Origin of the sequence: Bartonella sp. AU15XJBT (genome assembly GCF_028618615.1) — a bacterium.
In the GTDB taxonomy this organism is placed as follows: Bacteria; Pseudomonadota; Alphaproteobacteria; order Rhizobiales; family Rhizobiaceae; genus Bartonella.
Window position 1 is genome coordinate 172,613 of sequence record NZ_JAQITG010000002.1, and the last position, 24,100, is coordinate 196,712.

A 24,100-nucleotide genomic window follows, 5' to 3' on the forward strand; every position below is an offset into this window, starting at 1 on the left:
GTGCATTCATCTGTCATTTCTGATCATCAGTGTCACTTCATATCCATATCATATAATGTAAAGTGCTTAATTCATGAACAATCTTGTCTGTCCAGCCATTGCTTTTCCGTCTTTTCTTGATCCTGTCATTATCCAGCTAGGCCCCATAACACTTCATTGGTATGGACTTGGTTACGTTGTGGGTATTCTTTTTGCTTGGTGGTATGCGCAAAAATTATTAAAAAAACCATCTTTATGGCATAGAAACCACCCTCCTATGGATAAAGAGAAGATCGGAGATTTTGTTGTCTGGTCTGCCATAAGTGTTGTTGTCGGTGGTCGTTTAGGACAAGTCCTTGTATGGGACCCCATTTACTATTTTAGCCATCCAAGTGCCATCATCGCCGTATGGGATGGGGGAATGTCCTTTCATGGCGGACTCATTGGCATTATCATTGCAATGATCTGGTTTGCCCGTAAAAATCATATCAACATACAAGCCATGTTTGATATCATTGCTGCAGGAGCTCCTATTGGTATCGGCATTGTACGAATCTGCAATTTCATCAATCAAGAATTATGGGGCAACGTTACCACACAACCTTGGGCAGTTTGTTTTCCCCTAGATCCTTACTATTTACCGCGCCATCCAAGCCAACTTTACGAAGCATTCATGGAAGGATTTATTCTCTTCATGATTCTCTTCATTGTGATTTTTGCCTTCAAAGCATTCAAACGCCGCGGGACTGTGTCAGGAATATTTATTATAGGTTATGCAATCGCACGCAGTATCTCAGAAGTTTACCGCGCTCCTCAAGAAGATCCAGAATGGTTTTCTACTCTTTTTCATTCTACAGGCTTTACCTATGGCATGGCTTTATCTCTTCCCATGCTTCTTTTAGGTTTTTATCTCCTCCTTCAAGCATTTAAAGACAAATCTACCGAAAATGGCATCCCTCAAAGAAAAAATTAAAGAAATCATCGTATCTCATGGGCCAATTACTGTCAGCCAATATATGACGTTGGCACTGACCGATCCTCAATTTGGTTATTATCAAACACAAACACCTTTTGGACGTGCTGGTGATTTCATTACAGCTCCTGAAATAAGCCAATTATTTGGAGAGATAATTGGCATTTGGACTCTTGCGAGCTGGAAAGCCCAAGGTTGTCCTCATCCCTTTATTCTTGCTGAGATAGGTCCAGGACGTGGAACTTTGATGGATGATATTTTGCGAACCATCCAAAAGCTTTCTACAACAGCATTTAATGCTGCTGAAATTTTTCTGATTGAAATAAGTAAAAAACTCGCAAAAGAACAAAAAAAGCGCCTTTGCTCTTATCAAAAAAAAATCCATAGCATTGAAAATTTTAATCAAATTCCTCCAAAACCTCTCTTCCTCATTGCCAATGAATTCCTCGATACACTCCCCATCAACCAATATATTAAAGTCAATGGAGAATGGAAAGAACGCTGCATTACAGTCAATCAAGATGGAGATTTCATCTTTATTGCTGCCCCGCATAAACTTCCCTCTTCTTGTCTAGAAACCTATTGTTCTAAAGTCCCTAACGGAACAATTTTTGAACATGCCCCCTTGCGACATCAATTCATGCAACAAATCAGCCACCATTTAGTGCAAGTAACAGGTTCTGCTTTGCTTATCGATTATGGTGCTTGTAATCTTGCCTTTGGCGATACCTTGCAAGCACTCTCAAAACATAGATTTCGTGATGTTTTTGAGGCTCCTGGTGAACATGATTTAACATCCCATGTTGATTTTTCTTTTTTAAAAAATATAGCCCTTGAACAGGGCTGTTTTGCTGAAATCTTCGAGCAAGGAGAATTTCTTTTAAAAATGGGGCTGCTAGAACGTGCACAACAACTTGGAGAAGGCAAAAGTGCTTCCTTGCAAGACAAAATCCGCCAAGATATCGAACGGCTTGCTAGCCCAGATCAAATGGGCAAACTATTTAAAGTTTTACATTTCAGTGATAAAAATATACCCATACCTCCCCAATTTTGATGATCGGTAATTTTGTTAATAAGCACATCATCCTCCGAAATCTTCATTGACAAATACAAACATCTCCATCCCTACTTCAAATAATCCCCATAAGGAACTTTTATGAAACCTATCCCTCACCCTATCCTTGCCAAAAATCTTTCCCCTTTACACACCCATGGGATAAAACATGGATTTTTTACACGTCAAGGTGGTATTTCAAAAAGCCTTTACCAAAGCCTTCATGTTGGACAAAGCTCAAATGATCACCCTGAACATATTACACAAAACCGCACTTTGGTCGCTCATTATTTTGATGTTGAGGTACAAAATTTAGTCACTGTCAATCAAATACACTCTTGTGAAGTCGTTGTCGTTGATAAAGCTTTTATCGGCTCCCCTCCTAAAGCCGATGCTCTCGTTACGACTACAAAAGATCTTGTAATCGGCATTCTTACAGCAGATTGCGGACCCGTTCTATTTGCGGACCCACAAGCTGGCGTCATCGCCGCAACGCATGCTGGCTGGCGCGGAAGCTTAAATGGAATTATCGAGAAAACAATTGCTGTTATGGAAAAGCAGGGAGCCAAAAGACAATCAATAATAGCAGCCCTTGGACCTTGCATTGGTCCTTGTCACTATGAAGTAACAGGTGAATTCTACAACCAATTTATTGAGTGTCATAGCAAATTTCAAAAATATTTTTTAAAAACAGAAAAAGTCAATCACTTTCATTTTAATCTATGGGCATTTATTATAAATCAACTCAAAGAAGCCGGCGTTAATGCTTCTTGTGTAGAGCTTTGTACCTATCAAGATGAACAGAATTTCTTTTCTTATCGACGTGCAATACACCGCAACGAACCTGATTATAGGCGGCAAATTTCTGCTATTATGTTGAAATAAATATTTCTTGCCTCACAAAAAGATCAAAACCGCAAACAAAATAATGCCAATAACATAAGTAAGCTTTTTTCTACTATGCTTTTTTCATAAAAATTCTTATTGGCTTCACAAAACAAACTCTTCTTTTTAACGTTTTCTTATAATGACCTTTAACACGTAATTATTTAAACATAAAATATCATTGAAGCTGTTTTCAAAATCAAGTCATTGAAGAAAAAGCTAATCTGGATGATTAAAAATATCTTCACTCTATCTAAAAACAATGACATATCGATTTTAGAAAACACCTAGAAATACCAAAAAAATAAAAAACATGACACGCATCACGATCAGCAAAAGAAACCTTAGAACAAGTAATATATAAAGGCTCATAGTGATAAAAATATTTCTAAATTATGAAATATTTTTTATCATGTTATGAACTATTTCATTTTTAAAATAAAAGAGCATACCTATTTAAATGGAATTTTGTAACAAAGCTCTTTAAGCCATCTTACTTATAGTGATCACAACAAATCAAATGAATTTCTCTATCACAGATCCCCCCATACAAATAAACCGCATCCTTTGTTTTTTCTTAACAATTTCAATAATTAACTCTAAAAGGAACAAAAATGTTGGAAAAAGAGAAAACATACCGCATAGCACTTTAACAATAACCGATAAAATTGTAAGGCTTTCGTAATTGTTCTCTTGCAATTTAATAAAAAGAAATTAAAAACCGTGTCGCATTCCTACCATGATTATTCAGAGGTTCTACTATGAAACTTTTCTGCGGAAATTCTAATCCACGCCTAGCTGAAGATGTTACAAATTATCTGAACATACCCTTAGGCAAGGCAACTGTAAAGCGCTTTGCTGATCAAGAAATTTTCGTAGAATTGCATGAAAATGTCCGTGGACAAGATGTTTTTGTTTTGCAATCTACATCTTATCCCGCAAATGATCATTTGATGGAATTACTCATCATGATTGATGCCCTTCGTCGTTCTTCTGCGCGTCGTATTACAGCGGTGATACCTTATTTTGGCTACGCTCGCCAGGATAGAAAGCCTGGACCACGGACTCCCATTTCTGCAAAACTTGTTGCCAACCTGATTACTGAAGCAGGCGCCCATCGCGTTTTAACATTGGATCTTCATGCAGGACAAATTCAAGGTTTCTTTGATATCCCTACGGATAATCTCTATGCTGTCCCTGTCATTTCTCGCGATGTCAAAGTGCATTATTCTCTTGAAAATGTTATTGTTGTTTCACCTGATGTGGGCGGTGTGGTCCGCGCACGCTCACTCGCCAAGCGTTTGAACAGTTTGCTTGCTATTGTAGATAAACGTCGTGAACGTCCCGGTGAATCAGAAGTTATGAATATTATTGGTGATGTCTCTGGAAAAGATTGTCTTTTGCTGGATGATATTGTTGATTCCGGTGGAACTTTATGCAATGCAGCCAGTGCTCTGCTGAAACACGGTGCCAATAGTGTCACAGCTTACATCACACACGGTGTTCTTTCTGGAAATGCTATTGAACGTATTACTAACTCAGAGATGAAAGAATTAGTTATTACAGATTCAATTATGCCAACAGAAGCCATTGAGAAGGCGCATAATATTCGCGTTTTACCCATTGCCGATCTCATTGGAGAAGCAATCGCTAGAACAGCCGCAGAACAATCTGTCTCAAGCTTATTTGGTTAAAGTGGTTCTTTGGGATCCCCGGGTGCCGTTTCGACACCAAGATTGGGAAATGCAACAATGCGTTGACCACTAAAATGCGTATGAATAACAATGAGTCCGCGCTCTTCAAAATAGCTTAAAAGCCGGCGTGCACGACTTAAAGAATGAGTCCCATAAAGACGGGCTAAAAATGCATCGGATGGGCATGGCTTTCCGCTCAATGCGGCCTGTGCCACATTCAAGAAGACTCCTTGAACATCATCTTCCAAACTTTCTGATATCTGCAAAATATGTTTCCAGTGCTCACTAACAACTGTTTGTTCGTCGACAAAAGCTTGAGCGATCGCTAATTTACGCCGAAATTGTGAAAGATTAAAAGGAACCTGTGACATACCATGGATACGGCAACGAACCGAAAAATCTTGATAAAGCACCGCTGTTGAACGATAAAAAGCCTCAGGATCCTCAAGAATTTCCCGAATAACTTGTTCTGCTTGACGATCAAGCTCAACATTAGAAAGTTCAGGAAATAAACTTAGGGGTTCTTCCAATACCTCTTGTTTTTTATGCACTACCTCCTCTAACATCTCGTGCATTGACTTTTCTCTCACCGACTCTCGTATTTGTTTAAATGGCGTTAAAATTTCCTCTGGTGATGCCGTAAAAACGAGTTCTTGTACATCATCCCGCTCTGTTGGAAGTGGCATTAATTTAGGGCTAGAAGAGCGTGCTAAAGTTTCAACAGAACCAATGATAATTGGTAAGGGACGTCGTGATAAAGCAGGGCCTAAAGCGATAAAATGTCCCCGCTCAAGATCTCTAAACATTTCCGCTTGACGACGCTCCATTCCCAAAAGATCAGCCGCACGCATCATATCAATATCTAAAAAAGTCCGCCCTATTAAAAAGTTTGAAGCTTCAGCAGCAACATTTTTGGCAAGCTTAGCCAAACGTTGTGTCGCAATAACACCAGCAAGACCACGTTTGCGTCCTCGACACATAAGATTAGTCATAGCGCTCAGAGAAATTTTACGCGCTTCATCGGAAACTTCTCCTGCCGCAGTTGGAGCAAACAATTGTGCTTCATCAACAACGATAAGCATAGGATACCAATAATCACGTTCCACATCAAACAGTGCTCCAAGGAAAGCCCCCACAGCACGCATCTGTTGTTCAGTATCCAACCCTTCAAGATTAAATACCACCGAAACCCGATGTTGCCGAATGCGATGAGCAATACGCGTCAACTCTAATTCGCTGCGTTGAGCCTCTACAATCACATGACCAAATTTATCTGCCAAAGTTACAAAATCGCCTTCTGGATCAATTACACAGTGCTGCACCCACTGAGCACTTTGCTCTAAAAGACGGCGTAAAAGATGTGATTTCCCTGAACCGGAATTACCTTGTACAAGAAGACGTGTCGCCAATAATTCTTCCAAATCAAGAAATGCTGGCATCGATTTATGCAAAGCACGACTCTCTGATATCTCACCCAAGGCAATCTCAACCTTCATAACATCTCCAGTGTTTGATTTTAAACATATCAGCGCCTATTGGTTGATTCTCCATACGCACCCGCAATTTGTAACATTTCCTCCTTTTTAACGGTAGAAATCATCGATTTTTCCCACAACTCTTGCATCTATGAATAGTTTGAATTATAGAACAAGCTTCTACGTAGACACCCTTGGAGGCAACGTAGAATGGAGCAATCGCTGCTTATCAGCGCATATCTTCATATCCATGCAAAAACTGTTATTGTTTTTGAAGGATCTCCAATCATGTAAAAAGGACTTAAATTATGAGTAAAAGTTACACTCTTAAGGCCGAAAAACGCGAGCGGGTTGGTAAGGGGTCCTCCCGTGAACTTCGCCGCAACGGTCTTATTCCTGCTGTCATTTATGGTGAAAAACAACCTCCTTTGGCAATAACAGTTCCCTATAAAGAAATTTTCTACAAAATCCACGCCGGTGGCTTTCGTACCACCATTGCAACGATTGTTCTCGACAAGCAAAAAATTATGGTCTTGCCAAAAGATTATCAATTAGATCCTGTGCGTGACTTTCCCTTGCATGTCGATTTCTTACGCATTTCAGCAAAATCCGTTGTAGAAGTGAATATTCCTGTCCACTTCCTCAATGAAGATACAGCACCTGGACTTAAAAAGGGTGGTGTTCTCAATATTGTCCGGCACGAAATTGAATGTACTGCTCCAGCAAGTGCTATTCCTGAAGCTATTGAAATTGATCTCTCCAGCTACTCTATTGGTGATTCTATTCACATTTCAGCAGTGCAACTGCCAAAAGATGTGACTCCCATCATTCAAGATCGAGATTTTACCATTGCAACCATTGCAGCTCCTGCTGGTATGGATGTCAGCGATGAAACTTCTGAACAAGAAAATGATGAAGAGAACACGCAAACTTCATAAAACTCAAAAGGCGGGAATCCTTTCCGCCTTAATTTATGAGACATTACCTTACTCATATTTTGACTGAAGATACACATGTGGCTTATTGCTGGTCTTGGCAATCCTGGTTTACAATATCAAAATAACCGCCATAATATCGGTTTTATGGCTATTGATGCCATTTATCAGTCCTTCTCTTTTTCTTCATGGTCGAAGAAGTTTCAAGCAGAAATCTCCAATGGTTTCATAAATAATGAGAAAATTCTTCTTATAAAACCACAAACTTTCATGAATCTTTCTGGTCAAGCTATTGGTGAAGCTTTGCGATTTTATAAATTAGATCTGAAGAATTTGATCATCATTTATGATGAGTTAGACCTGTCACCTGGAAAAGTTCGTATAAAAATTGGTGGAGGAAATAATGGGCATAATGGCATTAAGTCTATTGATGCCCATTGTGGTACTGACTATTGTCGTATACGCATAGGGATTGGTCATCCTGGAAGCAAAGAACTTGTTCATCAGCATGTTCTTGGAAATTTTACCAAATCTGATCAAGAATGGTTACCCCCTCTCTTAGATGCACTTGCAAAAAATATTGCTCTCCTCCTAAAAGGTGACAAATCTCTCTTTATGAATGAAGTTTCACAAACGATAAAAAACAAGAACTTACCCTAATCGCTTATTTTTCTTATCGGAAAAAATCAACCCGTCTCTATAGAGACTTTATATAACATGTTGATTTATAAAAATTAATTGTTTTGTAAGCTGAATAAAAACGCCCAATATCATAAGATTCATTTCAAAACTATTGATAATGAAACTATCAAAACCATTGTCCTACACCTCAAAAGTTGATCAGTTATACGGATAAAAACTCTCAAAAAAAGAAAGAAAAATGCTTTTTATAAATCTTCTCAACGGAAAATCCTGTTGGGGCAACATGAAAAGCTGGCAAATAGAATAATGATATTTGTACATACCTTTTGAAAAAGAGAGGTCTATACACTCTTTTTGGAGAAAGAGAAGATTGGATAGCAAACCAAAATACTCAAATAGCTCTTTCCAATCTTCTCCCTAAAATTAAAAATCATTTGGTTGAATGGTTGACTGTAGCGGATCGTAGTCATTTGATTGTTGGCTGTAAACTGTAGACACACTCCTATTGTTTTGCAATACCACGACGCGTGAACCAACAGGAACACGATCATAAAGATCAATAATATCTTGATTGAGCAAACGGATACACCCGCTTGAAATAGCACGACCAATTGACCAAGATTCATGTGAGCCATGAATACGGAAAAGTGTATCTTTCCCATTTTTGAAAAGATAAAGTGCTCGTGCGCCCAATGGATTATCGGGTCCTGGTGACATTCCTTTCCCCAAATGACCATAACGTTCTGGTTCTCGAGCCATCATGGCGGCAGTAGGAACCCAATTTGGCCACCGACGCTTGCGCTGTACAACCCCTTCACCTTCAAATGCTAGGCCTTCCTTACCGACGCCAATTCCATAGCGTAAAGCCTTTCCATTTTCACCAATAAGGTAAAGAAAACATTCTTGCGTATCGATAACCAACGTTCCAGGTGGATAAGATGTATAATAAATCACTTCTTGTCGCCAAAACTTTGGGTCAATTGTCGCAAGATCAACAGCAGGTAACGGATAAGTTTCATTCGTTACAGGACCGTACAAAGCCTGTATTTCTGGTGGAATGTATCGAGCTTGTTGAAAAGAAGCTGATGACATATCTGACTGATGTGTAGCACATCCAGCCAAAGCTAAAAGTGCTGCAATTAAAAAGGCACAACGCGATAACACTCTTCTATGTTCTCCGATTAATTATTTATACAGATTTGCGTACCATAAAAAACTTAGCACACTATTAACATTAACTCGAAGTTTTCTTAATGATTAAAATAAGGAGAAATTTAAAAGGTAAAAAAGCAGATTATTCGTTGCTGTAGACTTTTTTCTCACTTATCGTAATACAAAGACTATAACTCCTCTGAAAATATGCTATAAAAAAGAAGTTTTATCTTGTCCAGAAAATCAACAGAAAAGAAAGACTCTCATGGGCTTTAAATGTGGTATTGTCGGATTACCTAATGTTGGGAAATCAACTCTTTTTAATGCATTAACAAAAACAGCTACTGCACAGGCTGCCAATTATCCTTTTTGTACCATTGAACCTAATACCGGTGAAGTTGCTGTCCCAGATTTACGAATGGAAAAAATTGCATCGATTGCAGGTTCAAAAGAAATTATTCCTACACGCATTAATTTCGTTGATATTGCGGGGCTTGTCCGAGGTGCTTCAAAAGGCGAAGGTTTAGGGAACAAATTTTTAGCCAATATTCGCGAAGTCGATGCCATTATCCACGTTTTACGCTGTTTTCAAAATGAAGATATTACCCACGTAGAAGGACGTATTGATCCTATTTCTGATGCGACAACAGTTGAAACTGAACTCATGCTGGCAGATCTAGAAAGTCTTGAGAGACGAATCGTACAAATCCGTAAACGAGCAACTGGAAAAGACAAAGAAGCTCTCACAATTCTACCCGTTATGGAAAAAGCATTAAATATCCTACAACAGGGAAATCCTGTCCGGTTATTACTCAAAGATATCTCTTTAGATGAACACCACATTCTGAAGAATTTGAATCTTCTCACTTCCAAGCCTGTGCTTTATGTTTGCAACGTGAGCGAAAATGATACTGCTCATGGAAATAGCTTTACCCAAACAGTTGAAAAAATGGCAACAGAGCAAAATGCGCAAAGCATTATCATTTCTGCTTCTATCGAAGCGGAAATCACACAATTGAGTGAAGCTGAAGCATCAGAATATCTCAATGCTCTAGGACTCTTTGAACCAAGTTTAAATCGCCTTATTCGCGCTGGGTACCATTTACTTGATCTTATTACTTACTTCACCTGCGGACCTAAGGAAACACGAGCATGGACAATTACGCGTGGTACAAAAGCTCCCCAAGCCGCTGGCGTTATTCACTCAGATTTTGAGCGCGGCTTCATTCGTGCCCAAACCATTAGCTACAATGATTATATTGCTCTGGGAGGAGAAAGCGGTGCCAAAGAAGCAGGCAAAGCACGCGATGAAGGAAAAGAATACATTGTGCAAGATGGCGATATCATGTTATTTAAACATAATACTTAAATCTTCATTCTCCTTTAGTATTTTATCTTGAAAATTTTGAATCCATGGAAGATTATTACAAAAACTCCCAAAGTTCTCCTGAAGAAAAAACTGTTGCTACCATAATAATATGGTAGCAACTTCTTTATCCATTAAAGAATGGAAATATAAAATTAGCGTGCCCAATGCCCTTCGTATCTAAATGTTGGTGCGTCCTTTAAAGAATCTTTTGTCGCATTTGTAATAAGTTTCCACTTACCATAATCATTTGTCATCTGGATTGTTTCTGGAGAAACGACCACATAACTCTCCCCTATGCCAAGGAAACCGCCAACAGCAATCACAAACCCTGCAATATTATTTTCACGTAGAATAATATCTTTTACTTCACCAATATTTTCATCTTCTATATTATAGACATCAGCGCCTATAAGGCTGGAAGCAACAAAATCCGTTGCTAAAGGTGTCACATAACGTACAGACTTATCGATCCCTACCTGTACAATACCCGTCGAGGAAATTATTTCAGATTTAGAAGGAACTTCAAAAGACTGAGCATAAGTACTAGAAGCCATCAAAATTGACATAAGAGTAGTAAATGCAATTTTTTTCATTTTAACATCTCCGTTTTTACTTTTCTTTTACTTTACAAAACCTCAATGCATCATAAACAGAATTGTTCCTTATGCTTTTTATACTCTCTACTCTTTCAAAAGCAGTCACTTTATCCTTTTCTCTTTACTTCCTCTTTTGTTTCTTCCTCTAAACCAAACCAAATATGATTTTTTACAATATAAACAAGCCCTGCAAAAATGATTAAAAATAAAATAACACGAAAACCTGTTTTTTTACGAATTTCCATATGAGGATCAGCAGCCCACATCAAAAAAGCAGAAACATCACGCGCGTAATGTTCAACAGTTTGAGGGGTACCATCTTCATAAGTAACGACACCATCACTCAAAGGAGGCGCCATGGTTAAAGAATTACTGGCAATAAAATAAGGATTATACCAATAACCATCCACAATTTCTAACTCCTTTGGCGCTTCCTGATATCCTGTTAAAAGAGCTGTAATATAATCTGGACCCGCTGTATCATAATGAGTCAAGACATCAGTAATTAAAGCAGGAAACGGCAAAGAGGCACCACGTGCACGCGCCATCAATGATAAATCTGGGGGATAGGCACCATTTAAAGCAAATCTTGCTTCTTCTTCCTGCGTAAAGGGAGAAGGAAAATAATCCGTTGCGACCCCAGGACGTTTAAAATTTTTTCCTTCTCGATTAGGACCATCGCGCACTTCATATTGTGCTGCCAAAGCTTTAATCTGTTCTTGATCATACCCGAGAGCTTTTAAATGGCGAAAAGCCACATATTTTAACCCATGGCAGCTGGAACAAACTTGTTTATAAACCTTTAACCCACGCTGCAATTGCGCCTTATCATAAAACCCAAATGGCCCTGAAAAACTCCATTCTTGTTTTTTAGGAATCCGTAAAGGGAAAGAAATAAATTCCTCCCCTTGATCAGAGATATCACTCGCCAAACTCTGAGCAGAAAAGCTCATAGCAATCATAACAATCAGTCCAATAAGAACATTTACCATAGTCTCGTTTTTTTCTGTTTCAGATCTTGCATAATTGAAGAAGGAAGAGAACGACTTTTTTCAAATCTAGGCAAAATCGGCAAAATAACCAAAAAGAATATAAAATAATAAACCGTAGCCAATTGCGTCCATAAAAGAATTCTGTCACTTATTTCTCTTGACCCCAGCCAACCAAGAAAAATGACATCAATAACAAACGCCCAAAAGAAAATTTTATAAACAGGGCGATATCTTGCCGAACATATTTTAGAACGATCTAACCATGGAACAAACATTAACACGAGAATCGAACTGACGAAGAGAACAAAGCCCACAAAAGTTGAAGAAAAAATACCAATATCAAAAGTTATAGCACGCAGCATCGCATAAAAAGGCAAGAAATACCATTCTGGAACCACACGAAGCGGCGCCTTTAAAGGATCAGCTACGCTATAATTTTCGGCTTGCCCCATATAATCGGGCATATAAAACAAAAACCAAGAAAAAAAGATCAGAAAAACAGTAATGGCAAAAATATCTTTGATAAACGCATAAGGCGAAAACGGTATCGTTTCTTTCTCTGATTGTATCGCAAGACCCGTTGGATTTCCTTGCCCCACACAGTGGATCGCCCAAATATGAAGCCCCACAAAAAGAAGCAAAACAAATGATAAAACATAATGGAAAACATAAAAACGATTCAATGTTGGTTGCTCTACGCCATAACCACCAAGAAGTGTCTCATGCAACCATGTCCCCACCAAAGGTATCGTTTTTAAAAGTCCTGCAATCACTGAAGCGGCTGAAATAGACATCATCCCCCAAACAAGCACATAACCAAAAAAAGCAATTGCCATCATGATGATATAAATAAAAATCCCTGTAACCCATACCATCTCTCGCATATTTTTATAAGAACCATAATAAAGTCCGCGCGCCAAATGGATATAAACGGCAATAAAAAAAAATGAAGAGCCTACACTATGCCATGGACGAAAAAGCCATCCAAACTGCCCCTCACGCCGAAATCGTTCACCCGTTTCAAAAGCCAAATGAACATCTGGAACATAATGCATCGCCAAGACAAGACCCGTCAAGAGCTGTGATAAAAGCATAATGGTCAAAATGCCGCCAAATGTATAAAAGTAATTAAGATTACGCGGAACAGGAAAAATCACAAATGCATTATAAAAAAAACGAGGAAGAGGAAAACGCTTATCAAACCAACGGGCAAGAGCGCTTTTAGGACAATAAGGAGGAAACCTTGTCATAACCTTATCCTATTTTGAGCAAAGTATCAGAGAGAAATTGGTAAGGTGGAATAGCTAAATTATAGTTCGCTGGACCTGAGCGCACTCTTCCAGCGGTGTCATAAACAGATCCATGACACGGACACAACCACCCTCCAAACCTACCTGATTGCCCAAGCGTTACACAGCCTAAATGCGTACAAAGATTAATGACAATAAGCCAATTTTCACGCCCTTTGCCTGCTGAACGTGCAAAATCTGTCGCTTCTTTTTCACCTTCAAGATTAGGATTGCTCGCTTGACGATCTTTTAGAAGACTCAAATTCACAGCGCGCGCATCAGCAATTTCTTTTGCCGTACGGTTTCGAATAACAACAGGCTGTCCTCGCCACTTTACCGTTACCGACATCCCCTCTTCAATACCAGAAAGGTCAACCTCAACAGAAGAAGATGCCAAAACAGCCTCATCTGGGCGCAACTGACGGATAAAAGGCCACGTAACAACTCCCATGCCAACTGCTCCTGCAACAGCTGTTACCAAAAACAGAAAATCCCGCCTCGTCTGCTTACCCATTACCTTAACTTCAAAGAGACACTTTTCAAAAACGTCCTTTTATCATACCCTCACCCCTTGTACAATGACGGATCAATCCATTGTCTTAACCCATAAAATATCTTTGTAGAAAACTTATACCATTTGTATGATTGATACAAAAATCTAGTTTAATGATAATTAATCGTTTTACAGAGTGAATAAGAAACCAAAATACCGTAAGTTTCTTGTATTTCAAATCTCTGTTCCTATTCAATCAATCAAAACCCTTCTCTTGCCTGATAAAAATGGATAGAACATGTAAATAAACACTCTTTAAAGAAAAAACTTTCTTGTTATGGTCACATCTCAGTCAAAATGAATGATCCAACCTCATTAAATATCCTACTTTTCACCATAATAAGCCAATTCATTTCATGTATTGCTCAATCAAAGGAAATCATCAATCAAGAGATTTTCTCTTATCTCAAACAAATCTTTATCCGTAACTTTTTCCCTTAAACTTAAAGGTCATACAAACTAAATGTAAAAACATATATTTCTCAAAAAATTTTTTCGAATAAATGACGGCACTTCTTTACAAAGTTGAAAAAAATCATATTACAGAGAACATGACACTTCATATAGCTCTTTTCCAACCTGATATTGCTGGTAATACTGGAACAATTTTACGTCTTAGTGCTTGTTTTGGTTTACATGTGCACATTATTGAACCCGCAGGCTTTAATCTGTCAGATCGTAATCTCAAACGTGCAGGATTGGATTATCTCGAATATGCTTCCTTAGAACGACACATTGATTGGCAACATTTTATAAGCTCCATGAAACACTTTAACCGCCGTCTGTTGCTTTTAAGTACAAAAGCAAAAACATGCTACACGCAGATATGCTATCAAAAAAATGATGTTTTACTTTTTGGTCGTGAATCAGCTGGTGTCCCCGATTATGTTCATGAATCTGCCGATTACACATTGAAAATTCCCATGCAACCACAGGCCCGCTCTCTCAATCTTGCCATGAGTGTAGCCATAACAACAGGGGAAGCCCTGCGCCAAATTGGTTATCATGAAAGAAACTGTAATCTATAAAAACACAACAATTCTATCAAAGCTTTAATAGAATAATCAAAATGTATGAACTCTGGTTCTCAAATAAGGAGAAAAAACTCATCTTTCAAGAATTTTATAAATCTTAAAAGCAGATACTTTTCAACGATACTTTTAGAATAAAGCCTCTAACAATGCATAAGCTATCCTATAAATACAGTTAAAGCGTATAATGCCCGCCATTTCCAATAATCAAGGGCTGATAAAATAAACAGCTATAAAATAAGATGACTAAAAGAAAAATAAAAAGAACTCTTTAATTAAGGTCACTTTATCACAAAGCAGTAAACGCCATTGTATTGCTCATTCATACACTTGATTAAAATAAACGTTTCTTAGTGCTGATTACATCCATTTCATATCACCACCTGTGAATGATTAAATCCCTCTCATAGTAAAAACCATGGAACATTTCCCTCTTTATGCTCATACAAAGAATAAACCGTTATTATTATTCTCTTTGTCTGTTCAAAAAATTTCCCCCTTACTTTAATATGGTTCATAAGAGGCATTCTTCCTCCCTATAATCATTTTTCCTCACACGACCTCCCTTGCTTGTGACGTATAAGGTAATAATTTTGATTGATGTAATATGAACAGATTTGAAATAATCTTACAATATTCGGTACTCTTAATTTCACATGAATAATGACAAATTATTATAAATTAAGTGTCTTAACTTAAAAAATAAAAACAGCCGTGCATTTATAAACAGCCATATTATAAATCAATTTTTTCTAATAATGCATAACGATCCATTAAAAATCCACTTTCAACCCATATCATTTCTAGTTCTTTAAGTTTTTTTCCTAAAAGAATACCTTTTGAAAAACCCTTTTTTATTAAGTCGTTACCATTAATAGGAAAAGTTGGAATCTGCCATTTTTGAACAAGCTGATAAAGTTTGAGATAATCTTCTGTTTTTTGCAAAGAATCCCCTTTTTCTAGGGTCGCGACATGTGATGCAGCGATAGATAAGGATAATTGATCTAAAACCGGCTGTCGTCCATGAAAATAAATCAGTTTTTGCACAAAATGATCAGGACAGTTGTGTTTTATTATTTCTAATTCTGCCCATTCCTTTAATCGTGTTGTTTCCTTATGAGAAAAACGCAAGCGCTGTGCCACTTTATGAAGACGTATAGGATCAGGAGGAAGAAGACTTTCCAGCCGTAAAAATGGATCAACTTTCCAACCAAGTGTCTGTTCTGTTTTCACCAATGCGTGAATTGCATCAATGCCCCATTTTTCTGTTTCAGGAAAAATGAGTGACAAAATTCTGCTTTGTCGCATCCATAAAAGAGCACGTGTTGGGTCTAAAGCCAAAAGAAGCTTTTTCATTTCTGCCCAAATACGCTCAGAAGAAAGTTTTTTTAAACCGTGCTTTAAACGAACACATGCCTTCAATCCTTGCCCATCAGGTCGTCCCGCTCCATACCACGCAAAAAAGCGAAAAAATCGTAAAATACGCAAATAATCTTCGCTAATACGATTTTCTGCAACACCAATAAAACGAACCGTTCGGCTCGCAATATCGCTCAAGCCTCCTACATCATCATAAAGGTTGCCAGCAGCATCACAATAAAGGGCATTTATCGTAAAATCACGCCGTTCAGCATCTTTTTTCCAATCACGACCAAATGCCACTTTTGCATGACGACCATCTGTTTCAATATCACTGCGAAGTGTTGTGACCTCATAAGCACATGAATGCGCAACCACTGTGATTGTACCAAACGCAATCCCTGTAGGAATAGCTTTAAATCCTGCTTCTTCTACACGCGTGATAATCTGTTGCGGTAAGCAAGTTGTCGCAATATCAATATCACTAATAGGCTGCCCTAATAGTTGATTGCGCACCGCTCCCCCCACGATACGCGCCTCTTCCCCCTCTAAAGATAAAACACGAAGAAGTGTTTGGATATCCCTTTGTTGTAACCACGCAACCTGTTTGAAGTTCTGCCTTATATTCACCCTTTAACCTTTCAAAAAAGTTGTCTTCATTGCTTTCAGAAACTCTCTTCATAAAACAAAATTTTTAAGACATCCCTTATAAAACATGCCTCTTTCTTTCAAAGAAATTTTTCTCTTCTATATACGACTTATGAAAAAAACGCCTTATGATGCTTCTTTTCTTCTCATTTTCTGTTACAAACAATAAAATGTCCATTATCATGCAGAGAAAATTACTATTTTTGCGACAAACGCCTTAAGGAAAAAATATGAGTCACCATGATCCAGCATCTAATTCTGTGAAAAAGGTTAATACCAAGCATGAAGCCCAAGTCATTATTGAGGATATTGATGCAGCACACAAAGAATTAGATATTATACAACAAGAAATTGACAAAGTTATTTTTGGGCAAAGTCATGTCATTGAATATGCTTTAACGGCTATTTTTGCTGGTGGTCATGCTCTTCTTGTCGGCGCTCCAGGGCTTGCAAAAACACGTCTTGTGGAAACATTGGGAACCGTTTTAGGGCTTGATGAAAAACGTATCCAATTTACCCCAGACTTAATGCCATCGGACATTATCGGTTCTGAAATTATGGATTCAGATAAAGAGGGAAAACGTTCTTTTCGCTACGTTCAAGGTCCCATTTTTACGCAACTTCTCATGGCCGATGAAATCAATCGTGCCTCTCCACGCACGCAGTCAGCTCTTTTACAGGCTATGCAGGAATATCACGTAACCGTTGCAGGTACTCGTTATGATTTGCCTCAACCTTTTCACGTTCTTGCAACGCAAAATCCTCTCGAACAAGAAGGGACCTATCCACTTCCCGAGGCTCAACTAGATCGCTTTTTGATGCAAATTGATATTGACTATCCTGATCTTACAACAGAGCGACGGATCATTTTAGAAACAACACAAGAAAAAAAATCAAATGCAAAAGCAATTTTATCCGCCCAAAAATTGCAAAAAATTCAAAATATCGTTCGCAAAATGCCTCTTTCAGAAAACGTGATCGAAGCTATTTTAAAAATTGTCCGCTCAGCCCGCCCTGATAAAGACAACAGCCTTGCCAATACTTATGTTTCTTGGGGACCTGGACCGCGCGCATCACAAGCCCTTTCACTTTGTGTTCGCGCTCGTGCTCTTTATTATGGGCGTTTAGCCCCCTCACTTGATGATGTTAAAGCATTAGCCTATCCCGTATTACAACACCGCATGGCCCTTAATTTTTCTGCTCGTGCTGAAGATATAACCGTAAAAGATATTATCAATAACCTTGTGAAAGATGCTCTTTGAATGGCACTTGGCAAAAAAGTTTTACAAAAGCCTCGATTGTCGCTGGCAAAAGAGCTGTATAAGGATACTGGCAAAATGCCATATTTCCTTTTACAAGCACGTCATATTGCCAATACACTGATAACCGGCTGGCATGAGCAACGCAAACGCGGTAATGGAGAAAATTTTTGGCAATTTCGTCCCTATATGGAAGGCGAATCCATTACCCGCATTGATTGGCGCCGCTCAGCGCGTGATGAAAATACGTATCTACGCGAGCACGAATGGCAAATGACACAAACCGTTTGGCTTTGGCCTGATCAGAGCGCATCGATGCATTACTGTTCACGCTTTTCTAAAATCTCTAAAGGCAATCATGCCATCATTCTGACCCTTGCCTTGGCATCACTTCTTGCACGCAGCGGTGAACATATTGCTATTCCCAACTTAATGCCTCCCACAATGACATCCAATGTCGTGGAACGAATAGCCTTTGCTTTAGAAGATTATTCAGATAAAAATTCATTTCCGGATTTCTCAACGATTACACGCTTTTCACATGCCATTATAATGAGTGATTTTCTCGATCATCCTGAAAAAATCATCCAACATTTAAACGTTTTATTGACAAAACAAGTGACAGCTCATTTAATTGAAATCGCTGATCCTGCAGAAGAAAGTTTTCCCTACACAGGTCATACAGAATTTTTTGATCCTGAAACGAAAGAAAAACACATTTTTGGAAAAGCCGAAAATCTTCGTAAGAGCTATTGTAAGCTATATCAAGCACGGCGAAGAGAATTGGTCAATTTTTGCGCACGCCAAGGGTGGTCTTATCACGTGAGTACAACGGATCAACCTTTAACAGAAACCATTTTGCATCTTTCAAATACAATGAGTGACTCTTCATTGCAAAAAAGGAGGGCACTTTGAGTTTTGCTGCTCCCTTTCTGTTACTAGGGCTCTTGTTTCTACCGATCATTTGGTGGCTGTTGCGGATAACCCCTCCATCTCCGCGTCAAGAGCTCTTTCCGCCTTTCCATTTCTTACCCAAACCAACTCATCAGCAGAAAGAAGCAAAACATACCCCTTGGTGGTTGCTCTTGTTGCGTTTAACCATAGCTGCACTTGTTATCATAGCTCTAGCCCGCCCCACTTGGAATCAAAAACCAATAAGCTTTTCCGGATCTCACCCCCTTGCACTCATTATTGATAATGGTTGGGCATCTGTAAAAGAATGGAAAAAACGCATCTCTATTGCTGAAACGCTCCTTGCACAGGCAGAAAAACAGCAAAAAAATATTTATCTTGTTGCAACGGCTGAAAATGATATCTCCGATGTAGAATCCCAACCAGCAAAGATTATAAAGAAGCATTTAATGCATTTGCAACCGCGTCCGTGGCCTGTCAACCGTGTGCATTCCTTAAAAAAACTTAGTAAAATAAACAAAGGAAAACTTCTTGATATTGCTTATTTAAGTGATGGATTACAAACACATGAGGATGAGCAAACTTTTGCTCTGCTTGAAGAATTAAAACCTAAAAACTTCTTATGGTATTTGGCTGATATTTCCGATTTAACCGGCATAACATCCATAGAAAATAACGATGGAAATATGATCGCGCGTATTATTCGCTCAACAACACACGGCACAACACCCGCTACGCTGAGTCTTTACGATTCAAACAATCAACTTCTCGGTCAATTTACAAAAAAATTCTCTGAAGGTGAAACAACAGCACTTGTTCCTTTTGATGTCCCCCTTGAACTACGCAATGATATCGCTTGGATAAAAATCAATAACCAAAACCATGCTGCTGCAACTTTTTTAGTAGACAGCCATAACAGAGTGAGCCGTGTTGCTCTTCTCTCCCCCGATACCAATGAAATGGCACAGCCTTTACTTTCTCCATTTTATTATATTATCAAAGCATTACGAGATCATACACAGCTTATAACTTCCACTGGAAGAGAACTTTCAACGGATATTGATCATTTGCTTAAACAAAATCCATCTGTTTTCATTATGGGTGACATGGTTAATATCCCTGAAAAAGCAGAAAAAAAGCTTTCTGATTTTGTGAATAAAGGGGGAACACTCATCCGCTTTGCAGGAGAAAAACTCAGTAGTGCAGAACATTACGACAGTCTCCTTCCAGTACCGCTGCGTCATGGGCAACGTTCCCTTGGAAGTATTATGTCTTGGACGAAACCACAAAAGCTTGCCCCTTTTGCAAAAAATAGTTTTTTCTTTGATCTTCCTTTTCCAGAAGACGTCACTGTCTCGCGCCAAATCCTCGCAGAACCAAACCCAGATCTTTTTGAAAAAACGTGGCTTAGCCTTTCGGATGGAACTCCTCTTATTACCGCAGCAAAACGTGGTAAAGGAACCCTCATTCTCATTCATATTGCCCCTGACCCTACATGGTCTAATCTTCCTCTTTCTGGCTTTTTTGCACAAATGTTGCAAAAATTAATCACATTCGGGGCTTACGAAAACGCAAATCTAACACACAGAGAAAAAAGAACAACGGTACAAAATCCTTGGCGAACTATAGCCGCTGACGGACGATTACAAATACCACCCTCTGATGTTGTTCCACTGGTCTTTGACGCTCAAAATCCACCCCATCCTTCCTATCATACGCCTCCAGGACTTTATGGGGTCAAAAACGATTTTTATGCACTCAATCTCTTAACTGATACATCACGCTTGATAAAACAATCATCATTGCCAACTTCTCTTCATAAGAGCCCTTTATCTTATAATACAAAAGAAAAAAATCTTATCGGTCCTCTTTTAGGATTTGCCCTCTTATTATTTGCCTTTGATAATTTTCTCATTTTATGGATGGGAGGTATTTTTTCTTTTAATAAACGGCGTAATATGTTTCTCCTCCCTCTCATCATTCTAATTGCCCTGTTTTCATATGATTCAAGGCTTCATGCACAAACGACAGAAAACCATCATGATAGTGTAGAGGCCGCTGGTGCAACACATCTTGCCTACGTTATAACTAACAATCATGAAATTGATACAACAAGTAAAAGTGGTCTAGAAGCCTTAAGCCAATTTATCGCAGAGCGCACAATGCTTACTCCCGGCTCTGTTACAGCACTTGATCTCGATAAAGATGAACTCTCCTTTTATCCTCTTATTTACTGGCCCATTGATGTTAAGAGCCCTATACTAACCCCCAAAACCCTTGAAAAAATAAATAACTTTATGAAGCATGGGGGAACCATTTTATTTGACACGCGCGATCAGATAAAGAGCAATCTTAATCTTGAAGGAGATGCTACTCCAGAAACGCAAAGATTACGAACCATCTTAAAAGGATTAAACATTCCCTCTATTGAGCCCGCATCAACAGATCATGTTGTTGCGCGTTCTTTTTATATTATGCCAGATTTTCCTGGTCTCTACCGTGGTTCACCTTTATGGGTTGAATCCTCATCAACGAACAAAAAAAATAAAAATTCCCTTGCTAGCGGCGATAATGTAAGTTCCCTGCTTATCACCGCAAATAACTTTGCTGGTGCTTGGGCACTCGATGAAAAAGGGTCATGGAAATATCCCCTTGTTCCCAATGATCCGATGCAACGTCTATGGGCATTTCGTGCAGGACTCAATATTGTCCTTTATGTGCTTACTGGAAACTATAAAGCGGACCAAGTTCATGTTCCAGCGCTCTTAGAACGCTTTAAAAGAGAAAGAAGGCAATGATACCACTGTTCACTTTTCAGCCTTTTTTACCGCTCTTTTGGATTCTACTGTTAAGCGGAATATCCATTCTTTTTGTCGTTGTTGGTCTCGTTACACGGCGTCAAGGGTCTTTATTTCGTCTGATGACATTGAGCGCTCTCATTCTTGCTTTGCTCAATCCAATGATTATCAAAGAACAACGCGAACCCCTGAAAAGCACAGTAGGTATTGTTATTGATCGCAGCAAAAGCCAAACTTTTGGAGCACGGATAAACGAAAGTGATGAAGCGCGCGCGCAATTAATCAAAACATTGGCGCATTATCCACAATTTGAACCACGTTTTATTGAAGCTGGAAAACTTGCTGATAATCAATATGCTCCCTCAACGAAGTTGTTTGATGCTTTAACACAAGCACTTTCTGATGTACCGCCCTCTCGTTATGCAGGAACCATTTTTATCACTGATGGACAAGTGCATGACATTCCAAACCTATCAGATCTTCATCATGAAGCACCTCTTAATGCTTTGATCACAGGGCGTTCGGATGAATTTGATCGTCAAATCAAGTTTATTTCTCCTCCACGCTTTGCTCTTGTCAATAAACCACAAAAGCTCTCCATTTTGGTAGAAGATCAAGGAGCCCCCCAAGAAACAATACCCCAGAAAGCCAATATTACACTTAGCGTTAATGGGCAAGAAGTTGGCCATTATTCTGTGACTCCTGGTATTATTTTTGAAACTGAAATTACCCTTCCCCATGCTGAAAAAAATATTATCCAAGCAACAACTGAACCTTACAAAGGTGAACTAAGCTTTGAAAACAACCGCGCCATAGCAACCATTGAAGGAATCAGAGAAAATTTGCGCGTTCTTCTTATTTCAGGGGCCCCTTATAATGGAGAACGGACATGGAGAGATCTTTTAAAAGGTGATTCCAATATTGATCTTGTTCACTTTACGATTTTGCGTCCCCCCACCAAAGCAGATAATACGCCTTTAAGCCAATTATCCTTGGTGGTCTTTCCCACAAGAAAACTCTTTGTTGAAGAGATTAATAACTTTGATCTCATCATCCTTGATGGTTACCAACACTCTTCTGTTCTGCCTTTAATCTATTATGATTATATCGCCCAATACGTACAAAAGGGTGGTGCATTGCTGATGGTAACAGGACCTGAATTCACCCAAAAAAACTCACTTGCGAAAACACCTTTAATAAGCGTTCTACCGGCATTGCCTAATGGAGCTATTCTTGAAAAACCTTTTCGTCCCGCATTAACCAGAGAGGGTGAGCGCCATCCTGTAACAAGGGATCTTGCAACGCTTAACCTTCCAGCCTCTCAATGGGGGCGATGGCTGCGACAAATTGCTATTCAAAATAGTAACAACGGAATTGCTCTCATGAAAGGAGCCGATGAACAACCACTTTTACTTCTTTCCCATGTTGATAAAGGGCGTGTAGGCATGTTGCTTTCCGATGAAAGTTGGCTTTGGGCACGAGGTTTTGAAGGTGGTGGTCCTTATGCGGCTCTTTATCGCCGAATTGCCCATTGGCTAATGAAAGAACCGGAACTTGAGGAAGAAAAATTAAGCTCAACCAACAGCCATCATCATTTAACAATTCGCCGCCAAACTCTGAAAGACTATCCAGAACCCGCTGAAATAACTTTTCCTTCTGGGAAAAAACAAAAGATCATCCTTACTAAAGAGCAAGAAGGTCTCTTCACCGCAACTGTAGCCACTGATGAGACAGGGATTTTTACCATCAAAAATGGCGGTTTGACAATACTGTCTTCTGTAGGGATGCTCGATAATCTTGAATTGTTTGACTTAATTTCAACAAAAGAAAAATTAGCCCCCATTATTAAGCACTCTGGTGGCTACATTGGACGGTTACACTCTGAAGGAAAAGCAAACATTCATCTTCCTCCTTTCCAGCTGATTCAATCAAAAATAAACTTGTCATCTTCCCCAGCACATTCAATTATTTTGAAAGAAGCGACAGAAACTCGTTTAATCAATACCTTTTATTTTTCGGTATTTTCTGGTTTTTTGGCACTGCTTATTTGCCTTTTATTGTTAAGCAGCATGTGGTATCGTGAAGGTCGTTAAAGAGTCCTGAAATTTCGTAGAGTAGTTTTAAAATTAAGCTTATATTTTTGTATATTGACTTGTTTTTTACAATTAGACAAAACATTAACTTATAATGAGTAATTTATCATTTTTTCATATTGCGTTATTATTCTCAGGAGGATTTTCCTTATTTGTAATCCTTTCCATATTAAATCAATTAAAATCATTCTCTTGCATATCATTAGAAGGGGCGCCATATAGATAAAAACCATTGAAAAAGAGAGTGAGATGTCTCTTATGAATCCTCTTAAGGCAAGGATTTTTATAAAATTGGGATCGAATCGTATAATGGTTTTAGTTAGCTCCTTGTATAAAGGTAAAAATGATATTTCGTTTGAGATATTCTTTTGGGAATATTCCTCGTGAGGTGTTTTTTTTTGCGTAAAAACAT

The 24,100-nt window shown here is 38.7% G+C and carries 19 protein-coding genes; 12 read left to right on the plus strand and 7 right to left on the minus strand.

The features are described 5' to 3' along the window. The first annotated feature begins 73 nt into the window (after positions 1 to 73). The 4 genes from lgt (at position 74) to PVV57_RS01950 (ending at position 4,585) form a co-directional block, all read left to right on the plus strand. Positions 74 to 952, plus strand: coding sequence for a prolipoprotein diacylglyceryl transferase (gene lgt, locus PVV57_RS01935; RefSeq protein WP_273717620.1), 879 nt, complete (start codon positions 74 to 76; stop codon positions 950 to 952). After that, a complete protein-coding gene (locus PVV57_RS01940; protein ID WP_273783334.1) occupies positions 927 to 2,006 on the plus strand; it encodes a class I SAM-dependent methyltransferase in 1,080 nt (359 codons plus the stop codon). The genes lgt and PVV57_RS01940 overlap by 26 nt, the downstream gene beginning before the upstream one ends. A gap of 102 nt (positions 2,007 to 2,108) precedes the next feature. Further along, on the plus strand, positions 2,109 to 2,891 hold the full coding sequence (gene pgeF / locus PVV57_RS01945) for a peptidoglycan editing factor PgeF (RefSeq protein WP_273717622.1): 783 nt from the start codon (positions 2,109 to 2,111) through the stop codon (positions 2,889 to 2,891). A 761-nt stretch (positions 2,892 to 3,652) separates the two neighbouring features. Further along, positions 3,653 to 4,585, plus strand: a complete 933-nt coding sequence (locus tag PVV57_RS01950; RefSeq protein WP_273717623.1) for a ribose-phosphate pyrophosphokinase — start codon at positions 3,653 to 3,655, stop codon at positions 4,583 to 4,585. Here the strand turns inward: PVV57_RS01950 and PVV57_RS01955 are convergent. Next, entirely contained in the window at positions 4,582 to 6,081 is a 1,500-nt protein-coding gene (locus PVV57_RS01955; protein ID WP_273717624.1) for an ATP-binding protein, read from the minus strand. The genes PVV57_RS01950 and PVV57_RS01955 overlap by 4 nt on opposite strands. A gap of 287 nt (positions 6,082 to 6,368) precedes the next feature. On the opposite strand from PVV57_RS01955, the gene PVV57_RS01960 reads away from it, so the two are divergent. Then, on the plus strand, positions 6,369 to 6,998 hold the full coding sequence (locus tag PVV57_RS01960) for a 50S ribosomal protein L25/general stress protein Ctc (protein ID WP_273717625.1): 630 nt from the start codon (positions 6,369 to 6,371) through the stop codon (positions 6,996 to 6,998). A 75-nt stretch (positions 6,999 to 7,073) separates the two neighbouring features. Further along, on the plus strand, positions 7,074 to 7,655 hold the full coding sequence (pth, locus tag PVV57_RS01965; protein WP_273717626.1) for an aminoacyl-tRNA hydrolase: 582 nt from the start codon (positions 7,074 to 7,076) through the stop codon (positions 7,653 to 7,655). 405 nt (positions 7,656 to 8,060) lie between these two features. Here pth and PVV57_RS01970 read toward each other — a convergent pair whose 3' ends face one another. Beyond that, complete coding sequence (locus PVV57_RS01970; protein ID WP_273717627.1) at positions 8,061 to 8,801, minus strand: L,D-transpeptidase; 741 nt, start codon at positions 8,799 to 8,801, stop codon at positions 8,061 to 8,063. A 253-nt stretch (positions 8,802 to 9,054) separates the two neighbouring features. Here PVV57_RS01970 and ychF point away from each other — a divergent pair, with 253 nt between their 5' ends. Next, on the plus strand, positions 9,055 to 10,158 hold the full coding sequence (gene ychF, locus PVV57_RS01975; RefSeq protein ID WP_273717628.1) for a redox-regulated ATPase YchF: 1,104 nt from the start codon (positions 9,055 to 9,057) through the stop codon (positions 10,156 to 10,158). Between the two features lie 152 nt (positions 10,159 to 10,310). On the opposite strand, the gene PVV57_RS01980 is transcribed toward ychF, so the two are convergent. The 4 genes from PVV57_RS01980 to petA all read right to left on the minus strand — a co-directional run bounded on the left by PVV57_RS01980 (position 10,311) and on the right by petA (position 13,549). Then, the gene (locus PVV57_RS01980) at positions 10,311 to 10,751 is read right to left on the minus strand and encodes a PRC-barrel domain-containing protein (RefSeq protein WP_273717629.1); all 441 of its coding nucleotides are present in this window, start codon (positions 10,749 to 10,751) and stop codon (positions 10,311 to 10,313) included. Between the two features lie 110 nt (positions 10,752 to 10,861). Beyond that, a complete protein-coding gene (locus PVV57_RS01985) occupies positions 10,862 to 11,746 on the minus strand; it encodes a cytochrome c1 (protein ID WP_273717630.1) in 885 nt (294 codons plus the stop codon). After that, positions 11,740 to 12,996: a cytochrome b N-terminal domain-containing protein gene (locus PVV57_RS01990; protein ID WP_273717631.1), complete on the minus strand. Its 1,257-nt coding sequence runs from the start codon at positions 12,994 to 12,996 to the stop codon at positions 11,740 to 11,742. Before PVV57_RS01990 ends, PVV57_RS01985 begins: the two co-directional genes overlap by 7 nt. A 4-nt stretch (positions 12,997 to 13,000) precedes the next feature. Then, entirely contained in the window at positions 13,001 to 13,549 is a 549-nt protein-coding gene (gene petA / locus PVV57_RS01995) for a ubiquinol-cytochrome c reductase iron-sulfur subunit (protein ID WP_273783335.1), read from the minus strand. Positions 13,550 to 14,139: 590 nt separating this feature from the next. On the opposite strand from petA, the gene PVV57_RS02000 reads away from it, so the two are divergent. After that, on the plus strand, positions 14,140 to 14,616 hold the full coding sequence (locus tag PVV57_RS02000) for a tRNA (cytidine(34)-2'-O)-methyltransferase (RefSeq protein ID WP_273783355.1): 477 nt from the start codon (positions 14,140 to 14,142) through the stop codon (positions 14,614 to 14,616). A 738-nt stretch (positions 14,617 to 15,354) separates the two neighbouring features. Here the strand turns inward: PVV57_RS02000 and PVV57_RS02005 are convergent. Next, positions 15,355 to 16,608, minus strand: a complete 1,254-nt coding sequence (locus PVV57_RS02005) for a CCA tRNA nucleotidyltransferase (protein WP_273783336.1) — start codon at positions 16,606 to 16,608, stop codon at positions 15,355 to 15,357. Positions 16,609 to 16,856: 248 nt separating this feature from the next. On the opposite strand from PVV57_RS02005, the gene PVV57_RS02010 reads away from it, so the two are divergent. The 4 genes from PVV57_RS02010 to PVV57_RS02025 are packed head-to-tail and all read left to right on the plus strand — an operon-like array spanning position 16,857 to position 23,688. Beyond that, complete coding sequence (locus tag PVV57_RS02010) at positions 16,857 to 17,888, plus strand: MoxR family ATPase (protein WP_273783337.1); 1,032 nt, start codon at positions 16,857 to 16,859, stop codon at positions 17,886 to 17,888. Beyond that, positions 17,889 to 18,800 (plus strand): DUF58 domain-containing protein, encoded by a 912-nt coding sequence (locus PVV57_RS02015; protein WP_273783338.1) that lies wholly within the window; start codon positions 17,889 to 17,891, stop codon positions 18,798 to 18,800. It begins immediately after the preceding gene. After that, the gene (locus PVV57_RS02020; protein WP_273783339.1) at positions 18,797 to 21,595 is read left to right on the plus strand and encodes a DUF4159 domain-containing protein; all 2,799 of its coding nucleotides are present in this window, start codon (positions 18,797 to 18,799) and stop codon (positions 21,593 to 21,595) included. The genes PVV57_RS02015 and PVV57_RS02020 overlap by 4 nt, the downstream gene beginning before the upstream one ends. Continuing rightward, positions 21,592 to 23,688 carry a glutamine amidotransferase gene (locus PVV57_RS02025; protein ID WP_273757931.1) on the plus strand — a complete coding sequence of 699 codons (2,097 nt, stop codon included), beginning with the start codon at positions 21,592 to 21,594 and terminating at the stop codon, positions 23,686 to 23,688. Before PVV57_RS02020 ends, PVV57_RS02025 begins: the two co-directional genes overlap by 4 nt. Positions 23,689 to 24,100 lie beyond the last annotated feature (412 nt).

What these genes read in the sequence shown, in the direction of transcription:
- lgt (WP_273717620.1), top strand. Translation starts at nt 74, where the DNA reads ATGAACAATCTTGTCTGTCCAGCCATTGCTTTTCCGTCTTTTCTTGAT.
- PVV57_RS01940 (WP_273783334.1), top strand. Translation starts at nt 927, where the DNA reads ATGGCATCCCTCAAAGAAAAAATTAAAGAAATCATCGTATCTCATGGG.
- pgeF (WP_273717622.1), top strand. Translation starts at nt 2,109, where the DNA reads ATGAAACCTATCCCTCACCCTATCCTTGCCAAAAATCTTTCCCCTTTA.
- PVV57_RS01950 (WP_273717623.1), top strand. Translation starts at nt 3,653, where the DNA reads ATGAAACTTTTCTGCGGAAATTCTAATCCACGCCTAGCTGAAGATGTT.
- PVV57_RS01955 (WP_273717624.1), bottom strand. Translation starts at nt 6,081, where the DNA reads ATGAAGGTTGAGATTGCCTTGGGTGAGATATCAGAGAGTCGTGCTTTG.
- PVV57_RS01960 (WP_273717625.1), top strand. Translation starts at nt 6,369, where the DNA reads ATGAGTAAAAGTTACACTCTTAAGGCCGAAAAACGCGAGCGGGTTGGT.
- pth (WP_273717626.1), top strand. Translation starts at nt 7,074, where the DNA reads ATGTGGCTTATTGCTGGTCTTGGCAATCCTGGTTTACAATATCAAAAT.
- ychF (WP_273717628.1), top strand. Translation starts at nt 9,055, where the DNA reads ATGGGCTTTAAATGTGGTATTGTCGGATTACCTAATGTTGGGAAATCA.
- PVV57_RS01980 (WP_273717629.1), bottom strand. Translation starts at nt 10,751, where the DNA reads ATGAAAAAAATTGCATTTACTACTCTTATGTCAATTTTGATGGCTTCT.
- PVV57_RS01985 (WP_273717630.1), bottom strand. Translation starts at nt 11,746, where the DNA reads ATGGTAAATGTTCTTATTGGACTGATTGTTATGATTGCTATGAGCTTT.
- PVV57_RS01990 (WP_273717631.1), bottom strand. Translation starts at nt 12,996, where the DNA reads ATGACAAGGTTTCCTCCTTATTGTCCTAAAAGCGCTCTTGCCCGTTGG.
- petA (WP_273783335.1), bottom strand. Translation starts at nt 13,549, where the DNA reads ATGGGTAAGCAGACGAGGCGGGATTTTCTGTTTTTGGTAACAGCTGTT.
- PVV57_RS02000 (WP_273783355.1), top strand. Translation starts at nt 14,140, where the DNA reads ATGACACTTCATATAGCTCTTTTCCAACCTGATATTGCTGGTAATACT.
- PVV57_RS02010 (WP_273783337.1), top strand. Translation starts at nt 16,857, where the DNA reads ATGAGTCACCATGATCCAGCATCTAATTCTGTGAAAAAGGTTAATACC.
- PVV57_RS02015 (WP_273783338.1), top strand. Translation starts at nt 17,889, where the DNA reads ATGGCACTTGGCAAAAAAGTTTTACAAAAGCCTCGATTGTCGCTGGCA.
- PVV57_RS02025 (WP_273757931.1), top strand. Translation starts at nt 21,592, where the DNA reads ATGATACCACTGTTCACTTTTCAGCCTTTTTTACCGCTCTTTTGGATT.